This is a genomic window from Candidatus Andeanibacterium sp. (genome assembly GCF_057143545.1).
Genome location: NZ_DBNHSF010000021.1, coordinates 1 through 18,597, shown reverse-complemented (window position 1 = coordinate 18,597; position 18,597 = coordinate 1). Strand labels below are relative to the sequence as shown.

Genomic DNA, 18,597 nt, shown 5'->3' with positions numbered 1-18,597 from the left:
GGTTTTCAAGTGCGATCAATCGCTTAGCTCGCGCACATCGGTCAGCCGGCCGGTCACGGCGGCAGCCGCGGCCATCGCGGGCGAAACGAGATGCGTGCGCGCGCCCGGGCCCTGGCGGCCGACGAAATTGCGGTTGCTGGTCGATGCCGAACGCTCGCCCGGCGGAACCTTGTCGGGGTTCATGCCGAGGCAGGCCGAGCAGCCCGGCTCGCGCCATTCGAGCCCGGCTTCGATGAACACCTTGTCGAGCCCTTCTTGCTCGGCCTGCTGCTTGACCAGGCCGGAACCGGGAACGACGATCCCCCAGCGAATATTGGGCGCCTTCTTGCGGCCCTTGAGCACTGCGGCGGCGGCGCGCAAATCCTCGATCCGGCTATTGGTGCAGCTGCCAATAAAGATGTTCTGGACCTCGATCTCGGTCATTTTGGTACCTGGAGTGAGCCCCATGTAATCGAGGCTCGCCTGCGCGGCGCGCTGCTTGGATGGGTCGGCGAAGCTCTCCGGCGCGGGGACCACGCCGCCGATCGGCACCACGTCTTCGGGGCTGGTGCCCCAGGTCACGCTCGGTTCGACCTCGGCGGCCTGGATCGTAACGCTCTTGTCGAAGGTCGCGCCCTCGTCGGTGCGCAGCGTCCTCCAATAGGCGACCGCGCGCTCCCAGTCCTCTCCCTTGGGTGCGAAGGGGCGGCCCTTGAGGTAACGGAAGGTGGTCTCGTCGGGCGCGATGATTCCGCCGCGTGCTCCGCCCTCAATCGACATGTTGCAGACGGTGAGGCGACCTTCGATCGACATCTCCTCGAACACCTTGCCGCGATACTCGATCACATGGCTGGTGCCGCCCGCAGTCCCGATCACGCCGATGATGTGCATGATAAGGTCCTTCGAGGTGACGCCGGGGCCAAGCTCGCCTTCGACCTTGACCTCCATCGTCTTCGACTGGCGCAGCAGCAGGGTCTGGGTCGCCAGCACATGTTCGACTTCGCTGGTGCCGATCCCGAAGGCCAGCGCGCCCAGCCCGCCATGGCAGGCGGTGTGGCTGTCGCCGCAGACGATCGTCGCGCCGGGGAGCGAGAAACCCTGCTCCGGACCCACGACATGGACGATGCCCTGCTGCGCGGCGGTCGCACCGAAATAGGTGATGCCGAATTCGGGCGCGTTGCGTTCGAGTGCGGCGAGTTGCTCGCGGCTCTCCTGGTCTTCGATCGGCACGCGATTGCCGTCGGCGTCGATCCGCGGAGTGGTCGGAAGGTTGTGATCGGGCACCGCCAGCGTCAGTTCGGGCCGGCGGACCTTGCGCCCGTTCATCCGCAGCGCCTCGAACGCCTGCGGGCTGGTCACTTCATGGACCAGGTGCCGGTCGATAAAGATCAGGGTCGTGCCGTCGTCCTGCCGTTCGACGACATGGGCGTCCCAGATCTTCTCGTACAAGGTGCGCGGTTTCGATGCCATGCGTTCCATTTATCCGTTCGTGTCGAGCAAAGTCGAGACACGTTTGGGCGTTCATCTCTCGATTCCGCTCGAGACGAACGGGGTAGGGGGCGACTTAGGCCGAATGGCGCAGTTTGCAAGCCGGGGCTGTCTTTAGCGGGCGAAACTCCCTATTTACGCCCGATGGACTGGCTTTTGCCCCTGCTGATCGTGCTTGCGACCGTGTTCGCGATGGAATGGGTCGCGTGGGCAAGCCACAAATACATCATGCACGGCTTCGGCTGGGGCTGGCACCGCGACCACCACGAGCCGCATGACAAGGCGTTCGAGAAGAACGACCTTTATGGCGTGGTCGGCGCGGCGGCGAGCATTGCCATGTTCGCGGTGGGCAGCCCCTGGGTGATGGGTGCCGACGCCTGGTTACCCGGCACCTGGATCGGGCTCGGCATCCTGTTCTACGGGATCATCTATACGCTGGTGCATGACGGGCTCGTCCACCAGCGCTGGTTCCGCTACGTCCCGCGCGGCGGCTATCTCAAGCGGATCGTCCAGGCGCACAATCTCCACCATGCGACGACTTCGAAGGAGGGCGGGGTGAGCTTCGGCTTCGTGATCGCGCGCGATCCGGCGGTGCTCAAGGCCGAGCTCAGGGCCCAGCGCGAGGCCGGGCTGGTGACCTTGCGCGAGGTCGATTCACGGGGCTATTGACCGGACCGTGAGCTACCGCGAAGGCGGGAGCCTTGTGCAAGTTCGAACAAGGCCCCCGCCTGCGCGGGGACTCAGGAGTTGGAAAGCCGCTCCGCCGTTGCCTTCACCAGCGCGATCATGTTGGGCACGCCCTGGGTGCGGTTCGAGCTGAGCTGGTTCCTGAGGTCGAAGGGTTCGAGCTCATTGGCAATGTCGGTTGCGGCGACCTCGGCAGCGGGTCTGTCCTGCACCGCGCTCAGGACCAGGGCGACGATGCCTTTGGTGATCGCGGCATTGCTGTCGGCGAGGAAGTGGAGCTTGCCGTTCTCCTCGGTCGGGTAGACCCACACCTGCGCGGAGCAGCCGCGCACCAAAGTGGCGTCGGTCTTGAGCGCATCGGGCATCGGGTCGAGCTCGCGCCCGAGCTCGATCAGCAGGCGATAGCGTTCGTCGCCTTCGAGAAATTCGTATTCTTCATAGATGTCTTCGAGGCTGCGCATCTGCGCGCCTCTAGCAGGGTGGACCTAGAGGTCCACCCCGGAAGCGATCGCTTCGAGCTTGCGGATGCGTTCCTTGAGGTCGGCCATTTCGATCCGGGCCGCGCCTTCGCCGGCGCCGCCTTCGATCTCGACCGGCCGGCGCACGTCAAGCTCGCGGCGCTTCAGCGCCAGCCAGCCTTGCCAGCCGCTCAGGACCGTGGCCGCCACGATTAGCAGGCCAGTCAACGAAGCCGCAGCAATCAGCAAATTGTCGCTCATCATCGCATTACCTCCTTGTACGCCGGCCTTTCACTCGCGGCGTAGTAATTCAGTCCCTTGTCCGTTCCTTGTCGCGCAAATCGTCGATCCGATCGGCCAACTGGCTGCTTTTGTCGGTCGCAATTCGCTCAAGCACCTTCACCCGCTCGCGCAGTTCCTCGATCTCGCCCTGGCGGGCCTTCGAAGCACCATCCTCGACCGGTAATTCGTTGCCGAGCCAGTCTTTCCTGAGACCGCGTTCGGCCCGAAGCCGCGCGGCCTTGACCGTGCCGACTACCGAAGCAACCGAAATGATCAGGACGATCGCAACTGCTGCGATAATCATCATGGCGGCGATTTCAGGGTCCATCTAGTCAAGCCTCCTCAGTCGGATTTCGCATTGCGCCGGTCTTCGAGCCGGACTTCCTTGTCGCGCAGCGCCTCGATCTCGTCGGCGAGCATCACGCCCTTGTCGGTCGCGATACGCTCAAGCACCTGCGTGCGATGCTTCAGTCCCTCCAGTTCGGCGCGATAGGTCTCGGCTTCCACCGTCTTGTCGCGGATTTCGAGCTCGAGCTTCTTTTCGCGGAAACCGATATAGCGCTTGAGCACTTCGGCACCGCCGACGATCAACAGCGGCAGGATTATGACCAGTCCGATCAACAGTAATATGCCGCCACCTTCAGTCATTCCGCCTTGCTCCTGTCCTCAAGCTTGTGGTCCCGACTGCGTAGCGCCTCGATCTCGTCGGCCAGCATCACGCCCTTGTCGGTCACGATCCGTTCGAGCACCGCCAGGCGGTCGGCGTAATTCTCGAGCTGGTCGGTCAGCCGCGCATTTTCCTCGCGCAGGCGGGCGACTTCGCCGTCGTCGCGCCGCTCGATCTTGCCGCCGGCGCCGTCGTCGAGCGGATAGCCGTGCCTGGCCCGGATCCAGGTGGTGAAAACCCACGCGCCCATCGCAAGCGCGATGATCGTGATGACGAAACTGGATGGAAACATGTTCATCTCTTTCAATTCGGCGCGCGGTCGCGGCTGGTTTCGATCCGCGGCGCGGGATCGCGGTCGCGCAGGCGTTCGATCTGGTGGGCGATATCGTAGCCGCTGTCGGTAACGATCTTCTCGAGCACGATGATCCGGTCCTCATGGAGTTCGAGCCGGTCGCGCAGCTGGGCGTTCTCTTCGCGCAGGCGGGTCACCTCGCCCGCCTCAGCCCCGATCGCCCCCCGCCGTCCGCGCTTGCCCTCGATGCCGTGAGCGGATTTGCCCCAGCTCTTCAGGACGCCGGCGAACATCGCCATCCCGATAATTGCGAGTACGAAAAGCGGGCTACCCCAATCCATGTCCTGTGTTCCCCTTCCTCTGGAATGCTCAATTGAATGTCTTGTCGCGCTGGTCCTCGACCTTGAGGTCCTCGGTCCGCTGGTCGCGCAATTGCTCGATCTGGCGGGCGACATCGAAGCCCTTGTCGGTCACGATCCGCTCGACCACTGCCAGGCGATCCTTCAGCGATCCGAGCTCGGCCCGCAAAGCCGCGTTTTCTTGTGTGATTAGCTTCACCCGCTCCATCGCCTCGCTGGTCATTTCCGGCTTGAGAGACTGGCCCCACATACCTTCGAGCGGATAGCCGTTCTTGATCTTGAGCCGGGTGGAGTGCACCGAAGCCAAAATCCCGGCCAGCGCCACTGCCGCGCCCGCGCCGACGATCCAGCCGACATAGGGCAGGATGGCTGCGAAAGTGGGGTCCATCACACTTGCTCCTTCTTCTCGCGCTGGTCGGCCAGCAATTCCTCGACCCGCTGCTGGTCGCGCAGCGCCTCGATCTGGGCCGATACGTCGTAGCCCTTGTCGGTCACGATCCGTTCGAGGACGCGAACGCGCTCTTCGAGGTCGGTGTTGTTCGTGGCATATTGGGCAGCCTTTTCGGCCGAAATCTTCGCCTGCATTTCCAGCACCTTGCGCTGATGATGAGTCCAGATCGCGATGATCGGGATCGCGAAGATTGTCAGCGGGATCAGAACCCAGATGGTGTCGGGACCCATTGCCTATTGCCTTTCCTGTTGCCGGCCCATTTCGAACGGCACGCCGTTATCGGTGCGGGCGTCGCGCAGCGCCTCGATCTGGGTCGCCAGGTCGTAGCCCTTGTCGGTGACGATCCGTTCCAGCACCGCGATCCGGTCTTCGAGCAGCTCGATCTTGGCGTCCTGCTGCTGGGCGCGGACGCTGTCGTGATTGCCCGAGGCGGCGAGCCGAAGCTGCTCGATCTTCTCCTTGTGCTTCAGCTTGATCGCGGTGATCGGGATCGAAATGCCCATCACGATCGCAACGATCGGGATCAGGAAACCCCAGTCCATATCTCGTCCCCTCTCATGCCTCTGCTCAGCGCAGCCGTTCGATCTCGGCCGAAAGGCGCGGATTGTTGGTTACGTAATAGGTCTCGACCTCGGCCAGGCGGCGGTCGATGTCGCGGAAGCGGGCCCGCACTTCGCGCGCGGTCCGGGTCGGGCTCTGGCGCACGCGCTGCCAGTATTTCTGCTCGTCCTTGTCGGTGTAGAGTTCGGCCGGCTTCTTGTTCAGGAAAATCCCGGCGATGAAATAGGCCGGGATGATGCCGCCGCTCGTAATCGGGACAAGCATCAGCGCGCCGAGGCGGACCCACAGCACGTCGATCCCGGTATAATCCGCGATCCCCGCGCAGACGCCCATCAGTTTTGCGCCCCTCTTGTCCTTGTAGAGTGTGGTGCGTGGACTGTTCATTTGCGGCCTTCCTTCTCCGCCATCAGGCGGTCCAATTCGCGCAGCTTCTGGTTGTCCGACTCAAGGTCGTGGGCGATCCGCGGTGCGTGGAAATCCGGGTTGTCGGCCGCCACCAGCCGCTCGACCGTGTCCATCCGCTCGTCGAGCCGCTTGGCGAGCTGGTAGAGCTCTTCCAGCAGCACCTCGTCGTCGGTGGTGATCGTCGCCGCCGTTTTCCACTTGGTCACATAATGGAGGATGATCCACGGCAGGCCGACAAAGACCGATGCAATGGCGAAAAATGCGAACACGTCATCCACGGATCAGTCCTCCTTCGACTTCTTGTCGCCGCCGCCCATTCCGAGCGCGCGCTTCATCTCTTCCAGTTCCTCGTCGACCTTGTCCGCGCCTTCGAGCGCGGCGATCTCGTCGGCCAGGCTCGGCGGCCGGTTGCCTTCGGCGATGCTCAGCGCATCGGCGCGGCCTTCGGCGTAATCGACCCGGCGTTCGAGCTGGTCGAAGCGCGAAAGCGCCTCGTCGACCCGCTCGGTCGAAAGCAGGGTGCGCAGCTTGACCCGGTTCTCGGCGCTTTCGAGCCGCGCGGCGATCTGGGTCTGGCGGCTGCGAGCCTCGCGCAACCGGCTCTGAAGCTTCTGGATGTCGTCCTCATAAGCGCGCAGCGCGTCGTCGAGCACGGCGATCTCGGCCTTGAGCTGGTCGGCCATGTCGGCGGCCTTACGCTTTTCGACCAGGGCCGCGCGGGCCAGGTCCTCGCGATCCTTCGACAGCGCCAGCTGGGCCTTTTCGCCCCAATCGGCCTGCAACCGTTCGAGCTTGACCGTATGGCGATGCATTTCCTTCTGGTCGGCAATCGTCCGCGCCGCGCTCGCCCGCACCTCGACCAGCGTCTCTTCCATCTCGAGGATGATCATGCGGATCATCTTCGACGGGTCGTCGGCCTGGTCGAGCAGCTCGTTGAAATTGGCGGCGATGATGTCACGGGTGCGCGAGAAAATGCCCATCCAAGGGACTCCTCCAAGGAAGTTGATCGATGTGTCTTCGGTTGTGGTCGGCGTCGGGCTCCGGCGCAAGCGCTCGACTTCCCGGTCGAGGCGCGAGCGGTGCGGTTGGGACGCAGCAAAGCCCTGGGCGCTGGTAGAGCGGGGGGACTGGTTCCCGCTCTCGGGGGGGTCAGCGCGCCCCGAGCCCTGCTGCGTCCCGATCGGGGACAAGGGATTGTCTTCCGGCTTGCTCACGCGAGCTCCACTCCGGTCGAAGCGACGGCAACCGAAACCGGCGAAGCCTGCAACTGCTGGCTGAGCGCCAGCACGTTGAAAGCGAGCATGGCGGCAATGCTGATGATCGCGGCCTTGCCGAGCTTGCTGGCGAAAAAGCGGCGGTCGTACATGGCTTTCATTCCTCCAAATAATCCGTTCAGCGTCTTGAAAGTTGCTTTGCAAGCTGCGTGCCAATTTCCCAAGGCCGCCCGAATCCGAAGGAATTCCACAAGATTCTCCCATGTGCGTTGGTAATTATTGCCATGTCTTGGGATTCGGCACTATAAGATGGGAATGGAGCGGGAAACCACTCAATTCATTGGCCAATCCGGCGCGTTCCTCGATGCGGTCGAGCGCGCCAGCCGCGCCGCGCCGATGCGTCGCCCCGTGCTGGTGATCGGTGAGCGCGGGACCGGCAAGGAACTGATCGCCGAGCGCCTCCATCGTCTGTCCAACCGCTGGGAAGAGCCGCTCGTCACCATGAACTGCGCGGCGCTGCCCGAGACCCTGATCGAGGCCGAACTGTTCGGCCACGAGGCCGGGTCGTTCACGGGTGCTACCAAAACGCGCGAGGGCCGGTTCGAGGAAGCCGACCGGGGCACGCTGTTCCTCGACGAACTGGCAACCCTGTCGATGGCGGCACAGGAGCGGTTATTGCGCGCGGTCGAATATGGCGAGGTCACGCGGATCGGCTCCTCGCGCCCGATCCGGGTCGATGTCAGGATCGTCGCCGCGACCAACGAGAACCTCCCCAGGCTGGCCAGGCAGGGCAAGTTCCGCTCGGACCTGCTCGACCGGTTGAGCTTCGAAGTGATCACGCTGCCGCCCCTGCGCGCGCGCGAAGGCGATATCGGCGTGCTGGCGGAATATTTTGCTCGCCGGATGGCGGCGGAGATCGGCTGGGAAGCATGGCCGGGCTTTGCCGAACACGTCCAGCGGCAGCTCGAGGAATATGACTGGCCGGGCAATGTCCGCGAATTGCGCAACGTCGTCGAGCGCGCGGTTTATCGCTGGGACGACTGGAACGAGCCGATCGCCTATGTCCAGTTCGACCCGTTCGAGAGTCCCTGGATTCCCAAAGGCGAACCGAAGCCGAACGAGCCTGGCGCGGTTGCGCAGATCGCGCCTGCAAGTTCGGCTCCGCCCGATTACGATGCGATCGACGATCTGCGCGCGGCGGTCGACGAACACGAAAAGTCGATTGTCGAACATGCCCTGGGCAAGCATCGCTGGAACCAGCGCCAGACCGCCAAGGCGCTCGGCCTGACCTACGACCAACTGCGCCACTGCATCAAGAAGCATGGGCTGGTGCAATAGCGTCGGGTCGCTGCCCAATTTACTTGCATTTGCCTGCAATCGCGCCTATCTCGCCGCCATCCCGACATTGTTGATCAGGTTTGGATGCTGGCGCCGCAGGGGCCGGCCCAAAACCCGTTTACCACACAAGTCGGATAGTTGGAGCACGAATGGCCGAACTGGCGCGCCTGACCGAAATTATCGAACCCGAGGCTAAGGCCCTGGGCTTCGAGCTCGTGCGCGTGAAGATGATCGGTGCGGAAGCGGGGGAAGGCGAGCCCGCGCTCCAGGTGATGGCCGAGGACCCGGCGACGGGCCAGCTCCTGATCGAACAATGTGCCGAGCTTTCGCGGCGGATTTCTGATAAGATCGATGCCCTCGAGGAAGCGGGCGAAGTGCTGGTCGAAGGCGCCTACCGGCTCGAAGTATCCTCGCCGGGGATCGACCGGCCGCTCACCCGGCTGAAGGATTTCGCCGACTGGGCGGGTCACGAGGCCAAGGTCTCGCTGTCCGAAAAGGTCGTCACGGAGTCCGGGAGTTTGCGCGACCTGCGCGGCGACCTCGCTGGCATTGAAGGCGAGCTCGTCACTATCGAAGACCGGAAGAACGGGACAGTCACTTTCCCGTTCGCCGCAGTTCATTCGGCAAAGCTGGTCTTGACCGACCGGCTGATTGCCGCCACCCGCCCGCTCGATAGCAGCGGCGCCGAAGAGATTCTCGAAGAAGAGGAAGGCTGACACCCATGTCCAGTGCGATTTCCGCCAACAAGGCAGAGTTGCTTGCGATCGCGAATTCGGTCGCGACCGAGAAGATGATCGACAAATCGATCGTCATCGAAGCGATGGAAGAAGCGATCCAGAAGGCAGCCCGAGCGCGCTACGGTGCCGAGAACGACATTCGTGCCAGGCTCGACCCCAACACCGGCGATCTGCGCCTGTGGCGTGTGGTCGAGGTGGTCGACGAGGTCGAGGACTATTTCAAGCAGGTCGACCTCAAGCAGGCGCAGAAGCTCGATCCCAATGCCAAGTTGGGCGACTTCATCGTCGATCCGCTGCCGCCGGTCGACCTGGGCCGGATCGACGCCCAGAGCGCCAAGCAGGTGATCTTCCAGAAGGTCCGCGACGCCGAGCGCGAGCGCCAGTACGAGGAATTCAAGGATCGCGCGGGCGAGGTCATCACCGGTGTGATCAAGTCGGTCGAATTCGGCCATGTGATTGTCAACCTCGGCCGCGCCGAGGGTGTTATCCGGCGCGACCAGCAGATCCCGCGCGAGGCCGCCCGCGTGGGCGAGCGGGTCCGTGCGCTGATCATGAAGGTCGAGCGCAACAATCGCGGGCCGCAGATTTTCCTCACCCGCGCGCATCCCGAATTCATGAAGAAGCTGTTCGCCCAGGAGGTGCCCGAAATCTATGACGGGATCATCGAGATCAAGGCCGCCGCCCGCGATCCGGGCAGCCGCGCCAAGATCGGCGTGATCAGCCATGACAGTTCGATCGACCCGGTCGGCGCCTGCGTCGGCATGAAGGGTTCGCGCGTCCAGGCGGTGGTGCAGGAGCTCCAGGGCGAGAAGATCGACATCATCCCGTGGAGCGAGGACACCGCGACCTTCGTGGTCAATGCGCTCCAGCCGGCGACCGTCAGCCGCGTGGTGATCGACGAGGAAGAGGGCCGGATCGAAGTCGTGGTTCCCGACGACCAGCTATCGCTGGCGATCGGCCGCCGCGGGCAGAATGTCCGCCTCGCCTCGCAGCTGACCGAAAGCCAGATCGACATCATGACCGAGCAGGAAAGCTCGGAAAAGCGCCAGAAGGAATTCGCCGAGCGTTCGAAAATGTTCGAGGAGGAACTCGACGTCGACGAAACGCTGTCGCAGTTGCTGGTGGCCGAAGGCTTCGCCGAGCTCGAGGAAGTCGCCTATGTCGCGATGGAAGAACTCGCCGGGATCGAAGGCTTCGACGACGATCTTGCGGAGGAACTCCAGTCGCGCGCGGTCGAAGCGCTCGAACGGCAGGAGGAGGCGCATCGCAAGGAGCGCCGCGCGCTCGGCGTCGAAGACGATCTTGCCACCATGCCGCATCTGACCGAAGCAATGCTCGTCACGCTCGGCAAGGCCGGGATCAAGACGCTCGACGACCTCGCGGACCTGGCGACCGACGAACTGATCCAGAAGAAGCGCACCGAACCGCGCCGCCGCAACACCGATGGCCCGCCGCTGCGCCGCAATGTGCGAACCGAGGACAAGGGCGGTGTGCTGGGCGACTACGGGTTGACCGAGGAGCAGGGCAACGAGATCATCATGGCCGCGCGTGCGCACTGGTTCGATGACGAGGCGCCTGCGGCCGGCGAAGGCAAGCCGGGGCCGGAAGACACAGGGGAGGCCGCCGATGCGGACACCTCCCAATGAGGCGCTAGGCCCCGACATCGCTGGCAAGGGTCGCTCGCGCAAACGCGCGAACGGAAGCGAACCCGCTTGCCCGGAGCGCAAATGCGTGCTGACCGGGACGACCGCGGGACGCGACGAGCTGTTGCGGCTCGCAATATCGCCCGAAGGCCTGGTCCTGCCTGATGCCTTGGCGCGTGCGCCGGGGCGGGGCGCCTGGATCGGTGTCGGTCGTTCGGAACTTGAAACGGCGATCGCCAATGGCCAGCTTAGAGGCGCGCTGTCCCGCGCGTTCAGGGACGGGAGGATCGAGATCCCGCCCGATCTTTGCGAGCTGATCGAAAATGCCTTGCTGCGCGCGTTCCTCCAGCGGCTGGGACTGGAACTTCGTTTTGGCCGCCTCCTGACCGGCTCGGAACGGATCGCCGAGCAGGCGCGCAAGGGCCTGGTCCACTGGCTCGCGCATGCTTCCGATGCCAGCGAGGACGGGTGCCGCAAGCTCGACCAGGCCTGGCGCGTCGGGATGGATGCGGAAGGGTCTGGAATTGTTGGAACTCGCTTGCCACTGGACCGGGCGGCGCTGTCTGTGGCATTGGGCCGCGACAATGTCGTTCATCTGGCGCTGGCCGACCGGGCGTCGGCCGAAAGGGTCGCAATCCCTCTTCGGCGCCTGATGCGCTTTGCGGGGACCATTCCTGCGGCTGCGAATGCTTCCGGTGACCGGGCGGCGGACGATGCCCTGCCCGAAACAACGACAGAATGAGAATACAAAGGACTGATTGAGCACAATGAGCGATAGCGAAGAAAAACCGACGCGCACCCGCAAGCCGCTGGGGATCAAGCGTTCGGTCGAAGCAGGCGAGGTCAAGCAGACCTTCAGCCACGGCCGGACCAACAAGGTGGTCGTGGAGGTGAAGCGTCGCAAGATCGTGAAGCCCGGCTCGGCGCCTGCCGAGGCGCCGGCCCCGGCGCCTGCTCCCGCTCCTGTCGAGGCCAGGCCTGCGCCTGCCAAGCCGGCCGCGCCCAAGGAAACCGCGCAGGAACGCGCCGCCCGTCTCCAGCGCGAGGCCGAGGAAGCCCGCCTGAAGATGGCCGAGGAAGCGAGCCGGCGCGAGGAAGAGGAAAAGCAGCAGGCGCTCGAGGAAGAAAGGCGTCGGGCAGAGGAAAATCGCGCGCAGGTATCGAAAAAGGCCAAGGAAAAGGTGGGCCAGGCCGAAGAGGCCGAGCGGGCGGCTCCCGAACCCGAAGCGGATTTGGCCCCAATCGAAGCCGAAGCCGGCGCGCCCGCAGCGCGCAAGTTTACGCCGGTTGCGCGTCCCGAACCCAAGCGCAGCGAGAAGAAGGCCCGCGAGGAAAAGAAGCCTGGCCGCGATCGCGGCGAACGCGGCGACCACCGCCGATCGGGCAAGCTGACCGTCAATCGCGCCCTGAACGAGGACGAAGGCCGCCGTGCGCGAAGCCTTGCCGCGCTCAAGCGCGCCCGCGAAAAGGAGCGTCGCCTGCATGGCGGCGGCTCCAGCCAGCCGCGCGAGAAGCAGGTGCGCGATGTGGTCGTGCCCGAAGCGATCACCGTCCAGGAACTGGCCAACCGCATGGCCGAAAAGGGCGCCGACCTGGTGAAGGCGCTGTTCAACATGGGCATGATGGTCACGGTCAACCAGACGATCGACCAGGATACCGCCGAATTGCTGGTCGAAGAATTCGGCCACAATATCAAGCGTGTATCCGAGAGCGACGTCGACATCGACACGACCGTGGACAAGGATCCGGAAGAGACGCTCAAGCCGCGTCCGCCGGTGATAACGATCATGGGCCATGTCGATCACGGCAAGACTTCGCTGCTCGATGCCTTGCGCGGTACCGATATCGTCAAGGGCGAAGCCGGTGGCATCACCCAGCATATCGGCGCCTACCAGATCACCACCAAGAATGGCGACAGGCTGACCTTCCTCGACACGCCCGGCCATGAGGCCTTCACCCAGATGCGCGCGCGCGGCGCACAGGTGACCGACATCGTCGTGCTGGTGGTCGCTGCCGACGACGGGCTGATGCCGCAGACTATCGAGGCGATCCATCACACCAAAGCGGCGGGCGTGCCGATGATTGTGGCGATCAACAAATGCGACAAGCCCGAAGCCAACCCGCAGAAGATTCGCGAACGGCTGCTCGAACACGAAGTGATCGTCGAGGAAATGTCGGGCGACGTGCAGGACGTGGAAGTTTCGGCCACCAAGAAGACCGGGCTCGACGAACTGATCGAGAAGATCACCCTCCAGGCCGAATTGCTCGAATTGAGGGCGCGGCCCGATCGCAATGCCGAAGCGACCGTGATCGAGGCGCAGCTCGACAAGGGCCGCGGCCCGGTCGCGACCGTGCTGGTCAATCGCGGCACCTTGAAGCGCGGCGATGTCTTCGTGGTCGGCACCGAGAGCGGGCGCGTGCGCGCGCTGGTCGACGACATGGGCAGGCAGGTCAAGGAGGCTGGGCCGTCAACCCCGGTCGAAGTGCTGGGCCTGGCCGGCGTCCCGATGGCGGGCGACATGCTGACCGTGGTCGAAAACGAACAGCGCGCGCGGGAAGTCTCGCAATATCGCCAGGAAAAGGCGACCGAGAAGCGCACCGCGACCGCGCCGACCAATCTCGATGCGATGTTCGCCGGGCTCAAGAGCGACGTGATCGAGTTCCCGCTGGTGGTGAAGGCCGACGTCCAGGGTACGGCGGAAGCGATCGTCAATGCGCTCCACGCGATCTCGAACGACGAGATCAAGGCCCGCATCCTCCATTCGGGGGTCGGCGCCATCACCGAAAGCGACGTGACCCTGGCTTCGGCCAGCGGCGCGCCGATCATCGGCTTCAACGTCCGCCCCAACGCCAAGGCGCGCGAGCTGATCGAGCGCAACAAGACGCGGATGAAATATTACGACGTGATCTACGATTTGACCGACGACATCCGCGCCGAAATGGCGGGTGAACTCGGTCCGGAGAAGATCGAGAACGTCGTCGGACGGGCCGAGGTCAAGGAGATCTTCCCGGCCGGCAAGCGCGACAAGGCGGCCGGCCTGCTGGTCACCGAAGGGGCGATCAGGAAGGGCCTCCATGCACGGCTCACCCGCGACGATGTCATCGTCTCGGCGACCACCATCGCGTCGCTCAGGCGCTTCAAGGACGATGTTGAGGAAGTCCGCGCCGGCCTCGAATGCGGCGTGGTGCTGGCCGATACCAACGACGTCAAGCCGGGCGACAGCCTTGAGGTGTTCGAGATCGAGCTGCGCGAGAGGACGCTGTAACTTTTGGCTCCTGACTCGGTCGGCGAGGGCGACTAATTTCGGTTGGTTGTTTGGTGGGTTCGAGTCCCACCCAGGGAGTCGCCAGGAAAACTATGGCCCGCAGGCAGCAATACAGCGCCGAAGAACATTCCGTCCGCGTGTTGCGGGTGGGCGAGCGCGTGCGCCATATTCTCGCGGAAATCCTTACCCGGCAGGAAGTCCACGACGAGACCCTGACCGGCCACACGGTGAGCGTTACCGAAGTGCGGATGACGCCGGACCTCAGGAACGCCACCGTGTATGTGAAGCCGCTGCTCGGCGCGGACGAGGACGAGGTGGTCAAGGCGCTGCAGCAGAACACTGCCTATCTCCAGCGCGAGGTGGCCAAGCGGCTCGGCCTCAAATTCGCTGCGAAACTGCAGTTCCGAGCCGATGAGAGCTTCGACGAAGCGAGCCGGATCGAGCGATTGTTGAACGACCCGAAGGTGAAACGGGATCTGGGCGCAAGCGACGACTAACCCGCCGAGCTGCCGGGTATCTCCATGAACACGCTGGCGCCCGGACCCAGCGGCAGGTCGAGCGCGACCCAGCCGCCCACCATCACCAGCCCGACCGCCAGCAGGCACAGCGAATAAGGCAGCATCGTCGCGGCGAGGCTGCCCAGGCCGAAATCGGTCTGCCAACGCTGGCAGAAGATCAGGATCAGCGGGAAATAGACCATCAGCGGGGTGATGATGTTGGTCGTGCTGTCGCCCATGCGATAGGCGGCGGTGGTCATTTCGGGGCTGATCCCCAGCAGCATCAGCATCGGCACCAGCACCGGGGCAAGCAACGCCCATTTGGCGCTGGCCGAGCCGATGAACAAGTTGAGCAGGGCGGCGAAGATCACGATCATCACCAGCAGCGCCCAAGCCGGCAGTCCAGTCGAGCGCAGCACGTCCGCGCCTTCGACCGCAGTGATCAGGCCGAGATTCGACCACGCGAACATCGCCACGAAATGCGCCGCGGCGAAAGCCAGCACGAGATAATAGGCCATGTCCTCCATCGCGCCCGACATCATCTTCACCAGGCTGCGATGGTCGGTAATCGTCCCCGCGCCCTTGCCGTAGGCCCAGCCTGCCAGCAGGAACAGCAGGAAGAATCCGGCCACCAGGCTCTGGTAGAACGGGGTCAGCCGCGCCTCGGGCGTGGCCTCTATGTCGATCAGCGGCGTGCCCGGGCCGAACACGAACACCAGCCACAGCGCGACCACCGCGAGCAGGGCGAGGCCGGCGTAACGTAGCCCCCTGCGTTCGCCATCGGTCAATGCCCGGTCCTGCTGCTCGTCGGCATGGGCCGAACCGGCCCTTGCGGGATCCCATCGCCCCAGCCGCGGCTCGATGATCCGGTCGGTCACGTACCAGATCACCGGCAGGAACAGCACCAGCATCGCCATGATGAAATACCAGTTGCCGGCGATATTGGCGGTGAATTCGCCGAACGCGCTCTCCACCGCCGCCTCGGTGATCCCGAACAGCAGCGCATCGAGTTGGCCCGGGAGGAGGTTGGCCGAAAACCCGCCCGCGACGCCCGCGAAACAGGCCGCGATGCCGACGATCGGGTTGCGCCCGGCGGCGTGGAAAATGATCCCGGCAAGCGGGATCAGCACGACATAGGCGGCGTCGGCGGCGAGGTTGCCCAGCATCCCGACCAAGGCGACGATCGGGGTGAGCAGGAACAGCGGCGCATTGCGCACGCCGGCGCGCATCGCCGTTCCGAACAGGCCCGAACGTTCGGCCACGCCCGCGCCAAGCATCACCACCAGGACATAGCCGAGCGGATGGAAATGGGTGAAGGTTGTCGGCATTTCGACCCACAAGCGGCGGATATTCTCGGGCGAGAGCAGGCTGGTCGCGGCGATGATTCGCGCCTGGCCGGTCGCCTCGTCGATTTCGGTCGGGTGAGTCACGGACCAGCCCATCCCGGCGGCGACAAGCGAGAGCACGATCAGCCCGGCGATCAGCCACAGGAACAGGAACACCGGATCGGGCAGCCTGTTGCCGGTCCGTTCGATCCAGCCCAGAAATCCCTTCGCCGGCACTGCCGCCAGTGTTTCGCTCGCCATGGTCGACTGTACCCCTGCTATACCCCGAAAGGGGATTACCTGTTGCGGGTTCGGAGGGTACAGGCTGGAACGCGATGGCCAAGCTCTATTTCTACTATGCCAGCATGAATGCGGGGAAATCGACCACCCTGCTGCAGGCCGATTTCAATTATCGCGAACGCGGCATGGCGACGATGCTGTGGACGGCAGCGCTCGATACCCGTTCGGGCGGCAAGCCGCTTGCCAGCCGGATCGGGCTTGATGCGGATGCCCATCTCTTCGACGGAGAAACCGACTTCTGGCAGGCGGTGAACGCTTGCCATGCGGCCACGCCGATCTCGTGCTTGCTGGTCGACGAGGCGCAATTCCTGACGAAGGAGCAGGCCTGGCAATTGGCGCGGCTGGCCGACGAAGCGGGAATTCCGGTGCTCTGCTATGGCCTCAGGACCGATTTCCAGGGCGAGTTGTTTCCCGGCTCGGCGGTGCTGCTGGGGATTGCCGATACGCTGGTCGAGCTCAAGGCCATTTGCCATTGCGGGCGCAAGGCGACGATGAACCTTCGGGTTGACGCTGGCGGCCAGGCAATCCGCGAGGGCGCGCAGACCGAGATTGGCGGCAACGAACGCTATGTCGCGCTCTGCCGCAAGCATTTCAGCGAGGCGCTCGGCAGGTGAACGATGCGCTTTACGTGCCGCTCGCAGAGGGCGACCTGAAGCTCGAGCCGCTGGCGGAAACCCATCGCGAAGGATTGCGCGCGGCAACCGCTGCGGATGCGGAAATCTGGCGGGTCTACCCGGTAAGCTACAAGGGCACGGATTTCGATCCGCAATTCGACCGCCTGCTGGCGGCGGCGCCGGTCAGGCGGCCCTACGCGATCTTGCAGCGTGGCCGCGTCGTCGGGATGACCGCCTGGATCGAACGGGGCGAGCCGGGCTGGGCAATCGAGATCGGCAACAGCTACATCATGCCGGAAACTCGCGGCACCGGGCTCAATCGCCGGATCAAGCGGCTGATGCTCGACCACGCGTTTCACCGCTGCGGACTGACCAGGGTCGAGTTCCGCGTCGACGAGCGCAATGCCAGGTCGCAGGCCGCGGTGCTCAGGCTTGGCGCGGTGAGGGAGGGCGTGCTGCGGGCCGAGCGGGTGACCTGGACCGGCCATGTCCGCGATACGGTGGTGTTCTCGATCCTCGCCGGAGAATGGCCACACCGCTCCGGCGACTGACTTGGCCAAACCGATGCAGCCCCCTATCTCCCGTCAATGAACGAAACGATCCTCTCCATCATCGCGCTGGTCCCGGCGCTCGTCGTCGCGATCGTGTTCCACGAAGTGGCGCATGGCTATGTCGCAAAACTGCTCGGCGATCCGACCGCCAGCGAACGCGGGCGGTTGTCGCTCAACCCGATCCGCCATGTCGATCCGGTCGGGACCCTGCTGGTCCCGGGCGCGCTGGCTTTGCTCGGCGGGCCGATCTTCGGCTGGGCCAAGCCGGTCCCGGTCAATGGCCGCCGCCTCAACAATCCGCGACGGGACATGATGCTGGTCGGCGCGGCAGGACCGGCGAGCAATTTGCTGCTGGCAGGCATCGGCGCGATCCTGCTCGGCCTCCTGTTCGGCTATGCCGGCTTGTCCACCGAGCAGTTCCAGTCGTCGCTGACCGTGATGATGTTGCAGTATTTCCTGCTGATCAATGTGTTCCTGGCGATGTTCAACCTGCTGCCGATCCCGCCCTTCGACGGATCGCATATCGTCGAGGGCCTGCTCCCGCGGTCCGCGGCCGAGGGCTATGCGAAATTCCGGCAATACGGGATGTTCCTCTTCATCCTGCTGATCGCGATCACCTGGGCGTTCCCGAACAGCGGTGTGATCGAAAATGTGGTCTGGCCTCCGGTCGAATGGATGCTCAATCACTATTACCGGCTCGCGGACTGGGTCGCAGCACGGTAGGACGCGGCGTTCAGCACCGGTTATTGTTCGACAGGATAGGGTTTGCGGCCAAGGAGATGACGATGAAACTCTCTGCAATTCTCCTGCCGCTCGCGGCTTTCGCTATATTGCCTGCCGCTGCGAATGCGCAGGATTCGGAAGCATCCGCCGATAAGGCCAAGAACCGCGACTATATCGCCTTTGCCGATCATGGCGGGGTACGGAACTGGTACGCCGAAGATCGCGACACGATCTATTTCCAGGATCGCCGGAAGAACTGGTACAAGGCCGAGCTGCTGGTCCCGTCCCACGACCTGCCCTATGTCCTCACGATCGGGATCGACACCAATCGCGGGAGCCGGCTCGACAAATGGGGCGAGATCCTCGTCAAAGGGCGAAGCTACAGCTTCAAGTCGTTCGAGCGGATCGAAGGCGAGCCTCCCGGGAAACGTGACAAGAAAGACGAAACCGCCGAGGGCTAAGCGCCTGACAGGCAGTCTAACTCGTCCTATGGCGCCCGCATGAGTGAAATGCGCCCGCTACTCCATGGCTGGAACATCCTCGACCAGCCGGTCGGCCTCGGCTCGATCCAGGATGTTGCGGCGGTGAAGCGCAATCTGCGCGAGGCAGGCGTCTTCGACCTTTGGGGCAAGGTCAAGGTCGGCCATGGCGGGACGCTCGACCCGCTTGCCTCGGGCGTGCTGCCGATCGCGCTGGGCGAAGCGACCAAGCTATGCGGGCGAATGCTCGACAGCGAGAAGACCTATGAGTTCACGATCCG

At 64.1% G+C, this 18,597-nt stretch carries 26 protein-coding genes and 1 pseudogene; 12 read left to right on the top strand and 15 right to left on the bottom strand.

Going from position 1 to position 18,597, the window contains the following annotated elements; translation table 11 throughout:
- Positions 1 to 15: 15 nt before the first annotated feature.
- Positions 16 to 1,449 (bottom strand): 3-isopropylmalate dehydratase large subunit, encoded by a 1,434-nt coding sequence (leuC, locus tag AC16XC_RS01160; RefSeq protein WP_484032797.1) that lies wholly within the window; start codon positions 1,447 to 1,449, stop codon positions 16 to 18.
- A 162-nt stretch (positions 1,450 to 1,611) separates the two neighbouring features.
- Here leuC and AC16XC_RS01155 point away from each other — a divergent pair, with 162 nt between their 5' ends.
- A complete protein-coding gene (locus AC16XC_RS01155) occupies positions 1,612 to 2,136 on the top strand; it encodes a sterol desaturase family protein (RefSeq protein WP_484032796.1) in 525 nt (174 codons plus the stop codon).
- Positions 2,137 to 2,207: 71 nt separating this feature from the next.
- Here AC16XC_RS01155 and AC16XC_RS01150 read toward each other — a convergent pair whose 3' ends face one another.
- The 13 genes from AC16XC_RS01150 to AC16XC_RS01090 all read right to left on the bottom strand — a co-directional run bounded on the left by AC16XC_RS01150 (position 2,208) and on the right by AC16XC_RS01090 (position 7,004).
- Positions 2,208 to 2,615, bottom strand: a complete 408-nt coding sequence (locus tag AC16XC_RS01150) for a SufE family protein (protein ID WP_484032795.1) — start codon at positions 2,613 to 2,615, stop codon at positions 2,208 to 2,210.
- 24 nt (positions 2,616 to 2,639) lie between these two features.
- Positions 2,640 to 2,873 carry a hypothetical protein gene (locus tag AC16XC_RS01145; RefSeq protein WP_484032794.1) on the bottom strand — a complete coding sequence of 78 codons (234 nt, stop codon included), beginning with the start codon at positions 2,871 to 2,873 and terminating at the stop codon, positions 2,640 to 2,642.
- A 49-nt stretch (positions 2,874 to 2,922) separates the two neighbouring features.
- A complete protein-coding gene (locus AC16XC_RS01140; protein WP_484032793.1) occupies positions 2,923 to 3,222 on the bottom strand; it encodes a hypothetical protein in 300 nt (99 codons plus the stop codon).
- Positions 3,223 to 3,236: 14 nt separating this feature from the next.
- The gene (locus AC16XC_RS01135; RefSeq protein ID WP_484032792.1) at positions 3,237 to 3,542 is read right to left on the bottom strand and encodes a hypothetical protein; all 306 of its coding nucleotides are present in this window, start codon (positions 3,540 to 3,542) and stop codon (positions 3,237 to 3,239) included.
- On the bottom strand, positions 3,539 to 3,859 hold the full coding sequence (locus tag AC16XC_RS01130; RefSeq protein WP_484032791.1) for a hypothetical protein: 321 nt from the start codon (positions 3,857 to 3,859) through the stop codon (positions 3,539 to 3,541). Before AC16XC_RS01130 ends, AC16XC_RS01135 begins: the two co-directional genes overlap by 4 nt.
- A 5-nt stretch (positions 3,860 to 3,864) precedes the next feature.
- Positions 3,865 to 4,194 carry a hypothetical protein gene (locus AC16XC_RS01125; protein WP_484032790.1) on the bottom strand — a complete coding sequence of 110 codons (330 nt, stop codon included), beginning with the start codon at positions 4,192 to 4,194 and terminating at the stop codon, positions 3,865 to 3,867.
- A gap of 28 nt (positions 4,195 to 4,222) precedes the next feature.
- Positions 4,223 to 4,600, bottom strand: a complete 378-nt coding sequence (locus tag AC16XC_RS01120) for a hypothetical protein (RefSeq protein ID WP_484032789.1) — start codon at positions 4,598 to 4,600, stop codon at positions 4,223 to 4,225.
- On the bottom strand, positions 4,600 to 4,893 hold the full coding sequence (locus tag AC16XC_RS01115; RefSeq protein WP_484032788.1) for a hypothetical protein: 294 nt from the start codon (positions 4,891 to 4,893) through the stop codon (positions 4,600 to 4,602). Before AC16XC_RS01115 ends, AC16XC_RS01120 begins: the two co-directional genes overlap by 1 nt.
- A gap of 3 nt (positions 4,894 to 4,896) precedes the next feature.
- Positions 4,897 to 5,205 carry a hypothetical protein gene (locus AC16XC_RS01110; protein WP_484032787.1) on the bottom strand — a complete coding sequence of 103 codons (309 nt, stop codon included), beginning with the start codon at positions 5,203 to 5,205 and terminating at the stop codon, positions 4,897 to 4,899.
- A 25-nt stretch (positions 5,206 to 5,230) separates the two neighbouring features.
- Positions 5,231 to 5,608, bottom strand: coding sequence for an envelope stress response membrane protein PspC (gene pspC / locus AC16XC_RS01105; RefSeq protein WP_484032786.1), 378 nt, complete (start codon positions 5,606 to 5,608; stop codon positions 5,231 to 5,233).
- Positions 5,605 to 5,907 (bottom strand): envelope stress response membrane protein PspB, encoded by a 303-nt coding sequence (gene pspB / locus AC16XC_RS01100; protein WP_484032785.1) that lies wholly within the window; start codon positions 5,905 to 5,907, stop codon positions 5,605 to 5,607. The genes pspC and pspB overlap by 4 nt, the downstream gene beginning before the upstream one ends.
- A gap of 3 nt (positions 5,908 to 5,910) precedes the next feature.
- Positions 5,911 to 6,678 (bottom strand): phage shock protein PspA, encoded by a 768-nt coding sequence (gene pspA, locus AC16XC_RS01095; protein WP_484032845.1) that lies wholly within the window; start codon positions 6,676 to 6,678, stop codon positions 5,911 to 5,913.
- Between the two features lie 161 nt (positions 6,679 to 6,839).
- Complete coding sequence (locus AC16XC_RS01090; RefSeq protein ID WP_484032784.1) at positions 6,840 to 7,004, bottom strand: hypothetical protein; 165 nt, start codon at positions 7,002 to 7,004, stop codon at positions 6,840 to 6,842.
- 154 nt (positions 7,005 to 7,158) lie between these two features.
- On the opposite strand from AC16XC_RS01090, the gene pspF reads away from it, so the two are divergent.
- From pspF to rbfA, 6 genes are all read left to right on the top strand, one after another.
- Entirely contained in the window at positions 7,159 to 8,181 is a 1,023-nt protein-coding gene (gene pspF / locus AC16XC_RS01085; protein ID WP_484032783.1) for a phage shock protein operon transcriptional activator, read from the top strand.
- A 149-nt stretch (positions 8,182 to 8,330) separates the two neighbouring features.
- A complete protein-coding gene (gene rimP / locus AC16XC_RS01080; protein ID WP_484032782.1) occupies positions 8,331 to 8,897 on the top strand; it encodes a ribosome maturation protein RimP in 567 nt (188 codons plus the stop codon).
- Positions 8,898 to 8,902: 5 nt separating this feature from the next.
- Positions 8,903 to 10,564 carry a transcription termination factor NusA gene (nusA, locus tag AC16XC_RS01075; RefSeq protein ID WP_484032781.1) on the top strand — a complete coding sequence of 554 codons (1,662 nt, stop codon included), beginning with the start codon at positions 8,903 to 8,905 and terminating at the stop codon, positions 10,562 to 10,564.
- A complete protein-coding gene (locus AC16XC_RS01070) occupies positions 10,545 to 11,303 on the top strand; it encodes a DUF448 domain-containing protein (RefSeq protein ID WP_484032780.1) in 759 nt (252 codons plus the stop codon). Before nusA ends, AC16XC_RS01070 begins: the two co-directional genes overlap by 20 nt.
- A gap of 25 nt (positions 11,304 to 11,328) precedes the next feature.
- Positions 11,329 to 13,827 (top strand): translation initiation factor IF-2, encoded by a 2,499-nt coding sequence (gene infB / locus AC16XC_RS01065; RefSeq protein ID WP_484032779.1) that lies wholly within the window; start codon positions 11,329 to 11,331, stop codon positions 13,825 to 13,827.
- Between the two features lie 92 nt (positions 13,828 to 13,919).
- Positions 13,920 to 14,324, top strand: a complete 405-nt coding sequence (rbfA, locus tag AC16XC_RS01060; protein ID WP_484032778.1) for a 30S ribosome-binding factor RbfA — start codon at positions 13,920 to 13,922, stop codon at positions 14,322 to 14,324.
- On the opposite strand, the gene AC16XC_RS01055 is transcribed toward rbfA, so the two are convergent.
- The gene (locus tag AC16XC_RS01055) at positions 14,321 to 15,910 is read right to left on the bottom strand and encodes an AbgT family transporter (protein WP_484032777.1); all 1,590 of its coding nucleotides are present in this window, start codon (positions 15,908 to 15,910) and stop codon (positions 14,321 to 14,323) included. The genes rbfA and AC16XC_RS01055 overlap by 4 nt on opposite strands.
- A 74-nt stretch (positions 15,911 to 15,984) precedes the next feature.
- Here AC16XC_RS01055 and AC16XC_RS01050 point away from each other — a divergent pair, with 74 nt between their 5' ends.
- The 5 genes and pseudogenes from AC16XC_RS01050 to AC16XC_RS01030 form a co-directional block, all read left to right on the top strand.
- Positions 15,985 to 16,563, top strand: a complete 579-nt coding sequence (locus tag AC16XC_RS01050) for a thymidine kinase (protein ID WP_484032776.1) — start codon at positions 15,985 to 15,987, stop codon at positions 16,561 to 16,563.
- On the top strand, positions 16,560 to 17,114 hold the full coding sequence (locus AC16XC_RS01045) for a GNAT family N-acetyltransferase (RefSeq protein WP_484032775.1): 555 nt from the start codon (positions 16,560 to 16,562) through the stop codon (positions 17,112 to 17,114). The genes AC16XC_RS01050 and AC16XC_RS01045 overlap by 4 nt, the downstream gene beginning before the upstream one ends.
- Before the next feature lie 36 nt (positions 17,115 to 17,150).
- Complete coding sequence (locus AC16XC_RS01040) at positions 17,151 to 17,837, top strand: site-2 protease family protein (protein WP_484032774.1); 687 nt, start codon at positions 17,151 to 17,153, stop codon at positions 17,835 to 17,837.
- 62 nt (positions 17,838 to 17,899) lie between these two features.
- A complete protein-coding gene (locus tag AC16XC_RS01035) occupies positions 17,900 to 18,298 on the top strand; it encodes a DUF6491 family protein (protein ID WP_484032773.1) in 399 nt (132 codons plus the stop codon).
- Positions 18,299 to 18,337: 39 nt separating this feature from the next.
- Positions 18,338 to 18,597 (top strand): annotated as a pseudogene (locus tag AC16XC_RS01030) (tRNA pseudouridine(55) synthase TruB); the annotation flags it as partial.

Excerpts from the sequence above, each read along its gene's own strand:
- AC16XC_RS01155 (WP_484032796.1), top strand. The coding sequence starts at position 1,612 with ATGGACTGGCTTTTGCCCCTGCTGATCGTGCTTGCGACCGTGTTCGCG.
- infB (WP_484032779.1), top strand. The coding sequence starts at position 11,329 with ATGAGCGATAGCGAAGAAAAACCGACGCGCACCCGCAAGCCGCTGGGG.
- AC16XC_RS01130 (WP_484032791.1), bottom strand. The coding sequence starts at position 3,859 with ATGAACATGTTTCCATCCAGTTTCGTCATCACGATCATCGCGCTTGCG.
- rimP (WP_484032782.1), top strand. The coding sequence starts at position 8,331 with ATGGCCGAACTGGCGCGCCTGACCGAAATTATCGAACCCGAGGCTAAG.
- AC16XC_RS01090 (WP_484032784.1), bottom strand. The coding sequence starts at position 7,004 with ATGAAAGCCATGTACGACCGCCGCTTTTTCGCCAGCAAGCTCGGCAAG.
- AC16XC_RS01135 (WP_484032792.1), bottom strand. The coding sequence starts at position 3,542 with ATGACTGAAGGTGGCGGCATATTACTGTTGATCGGACTGGTCATAATC.
- AC16XC_RS01150 (WP_484032795.1), bottom strand. The coding sequence starts at position 2,615 with ATGCGCAGCCTCGAAGACATCTATGAAGAATACGAATTTCTCGAAGGC.
- AC16XC_RS01115 (WP_484032788.1), bottom strand. The coding sequence starts at position 4,893 with ATGGGTCCCGACACCATCTGGGTTCTGATCCCGCTGACAATCTTCGCG.
- AC16XC_RS01055 (WP_484032777.1), bottom strand. The coding sequence starts at position 15,910 with ATGGCGAGCGAAACACTGGCGGCAGTGCCGGCGAAGGGATTTCTGGGC.
- AC16XC_RS01110 (WP_484032787.1), bottom strand. The coding sequence starts at position 5,205 with ATGGACTGGGGTTTCCTGATCCCGATCGTTGCGATCGTGATGGGCATT.
- nusA (WP_484032781.1), top strand. The coding sequence starts at position 8,903 with ATGTCCAGTGCGATTTCCGCCAACAAGGCAGAGTTGCTTGCGATCGCG.
- AC16XC_RS01040 (WP_484032774.1), top strand. The coding sequence starts at position 17,151 with ATGAACGAAACGATCCTCTCCATCATCGCGCTGGTCCCGGCGCTCGTC.
- AC16XC_RS01120 (WP_484032789.1), bottom strand. The coding sequence starts at position 4,600 with ATGGACCCCACTTTCGCAGCCATCCTGCCCTATGTCGGCTGGATCGTC.
- pspF (WP_484032783.1), top strand. The coding sequence starts at position 7,159 with ATGGAGCGGGAAACCACTCAATTCATTGGCCAATCCGGCGCGTTCCTC.
- AC16XC_RS01140 (WP_484032793.1), bottom strand. The coding sequence starts at position 3,222 with ATGGACCCTGAAATCGCCGCCATGATGATTATCGCAGCAGTTGCGATC.
- leuC (WP_484032797.1), bottom strand. The coding sequence starts at position 1,449 with ATGGCATCGAAACCGCGCACCTTGTACGAGAAGATCTGGGACGCCCAT.
- AC16XC_RS01050 (WP_484032776.1), top strand. The coding sequence starts at position 15,985 with ATGGCCAAGCTCTATTTCTACTATGCCAGCATGAATGCGGGGAAATCG.
- pspC (WP_484032786.1), bottom strand. The coding sequence starts at position 5,608 with ATGAACAGTCCACGCACCACACTCTACAAGGACAAGAGGGGCGCAAAA.
- AC16XC_RS01070 (WP_484032780.1), top strand. The coding sequence starts at position 10,545 with ATGCGGACACCTCCCAATGAGGCGCTAGGCCCCGACATCGCTGGCAAG.
- rbfA (WP_484032778.1), top strand. The coding sequence starts at position 13,920 with ATGGCCCGCAGGCAGCAATACAGCGCCGAAGAACATTCCGTCCGCGTG.
- AC16XC_RS01125 (WP_484032790.1), bottom strand. The coding sequence starts at position 4,194 with ATGGATTGGGGTAGCCCGCTTTTCGTACTCGCAATTATCGGGATGGCG.
- AC16XC_RS01145 (WP_484032794.1), bottom strand. The coding sequence starts at position 2,873 with ATGAGCGACAATTTGCTGATTGCTGCGGCTTCGTTGACTGGCCTGCTA.
- AC16XC_RS01035 (WP_484032773.1), top strand. The coding sequence starts at position 17,900 with ATGAAACTCTCTGCAATTCTCCTGCCGCTCGCGGCTTTCGCTATATTG.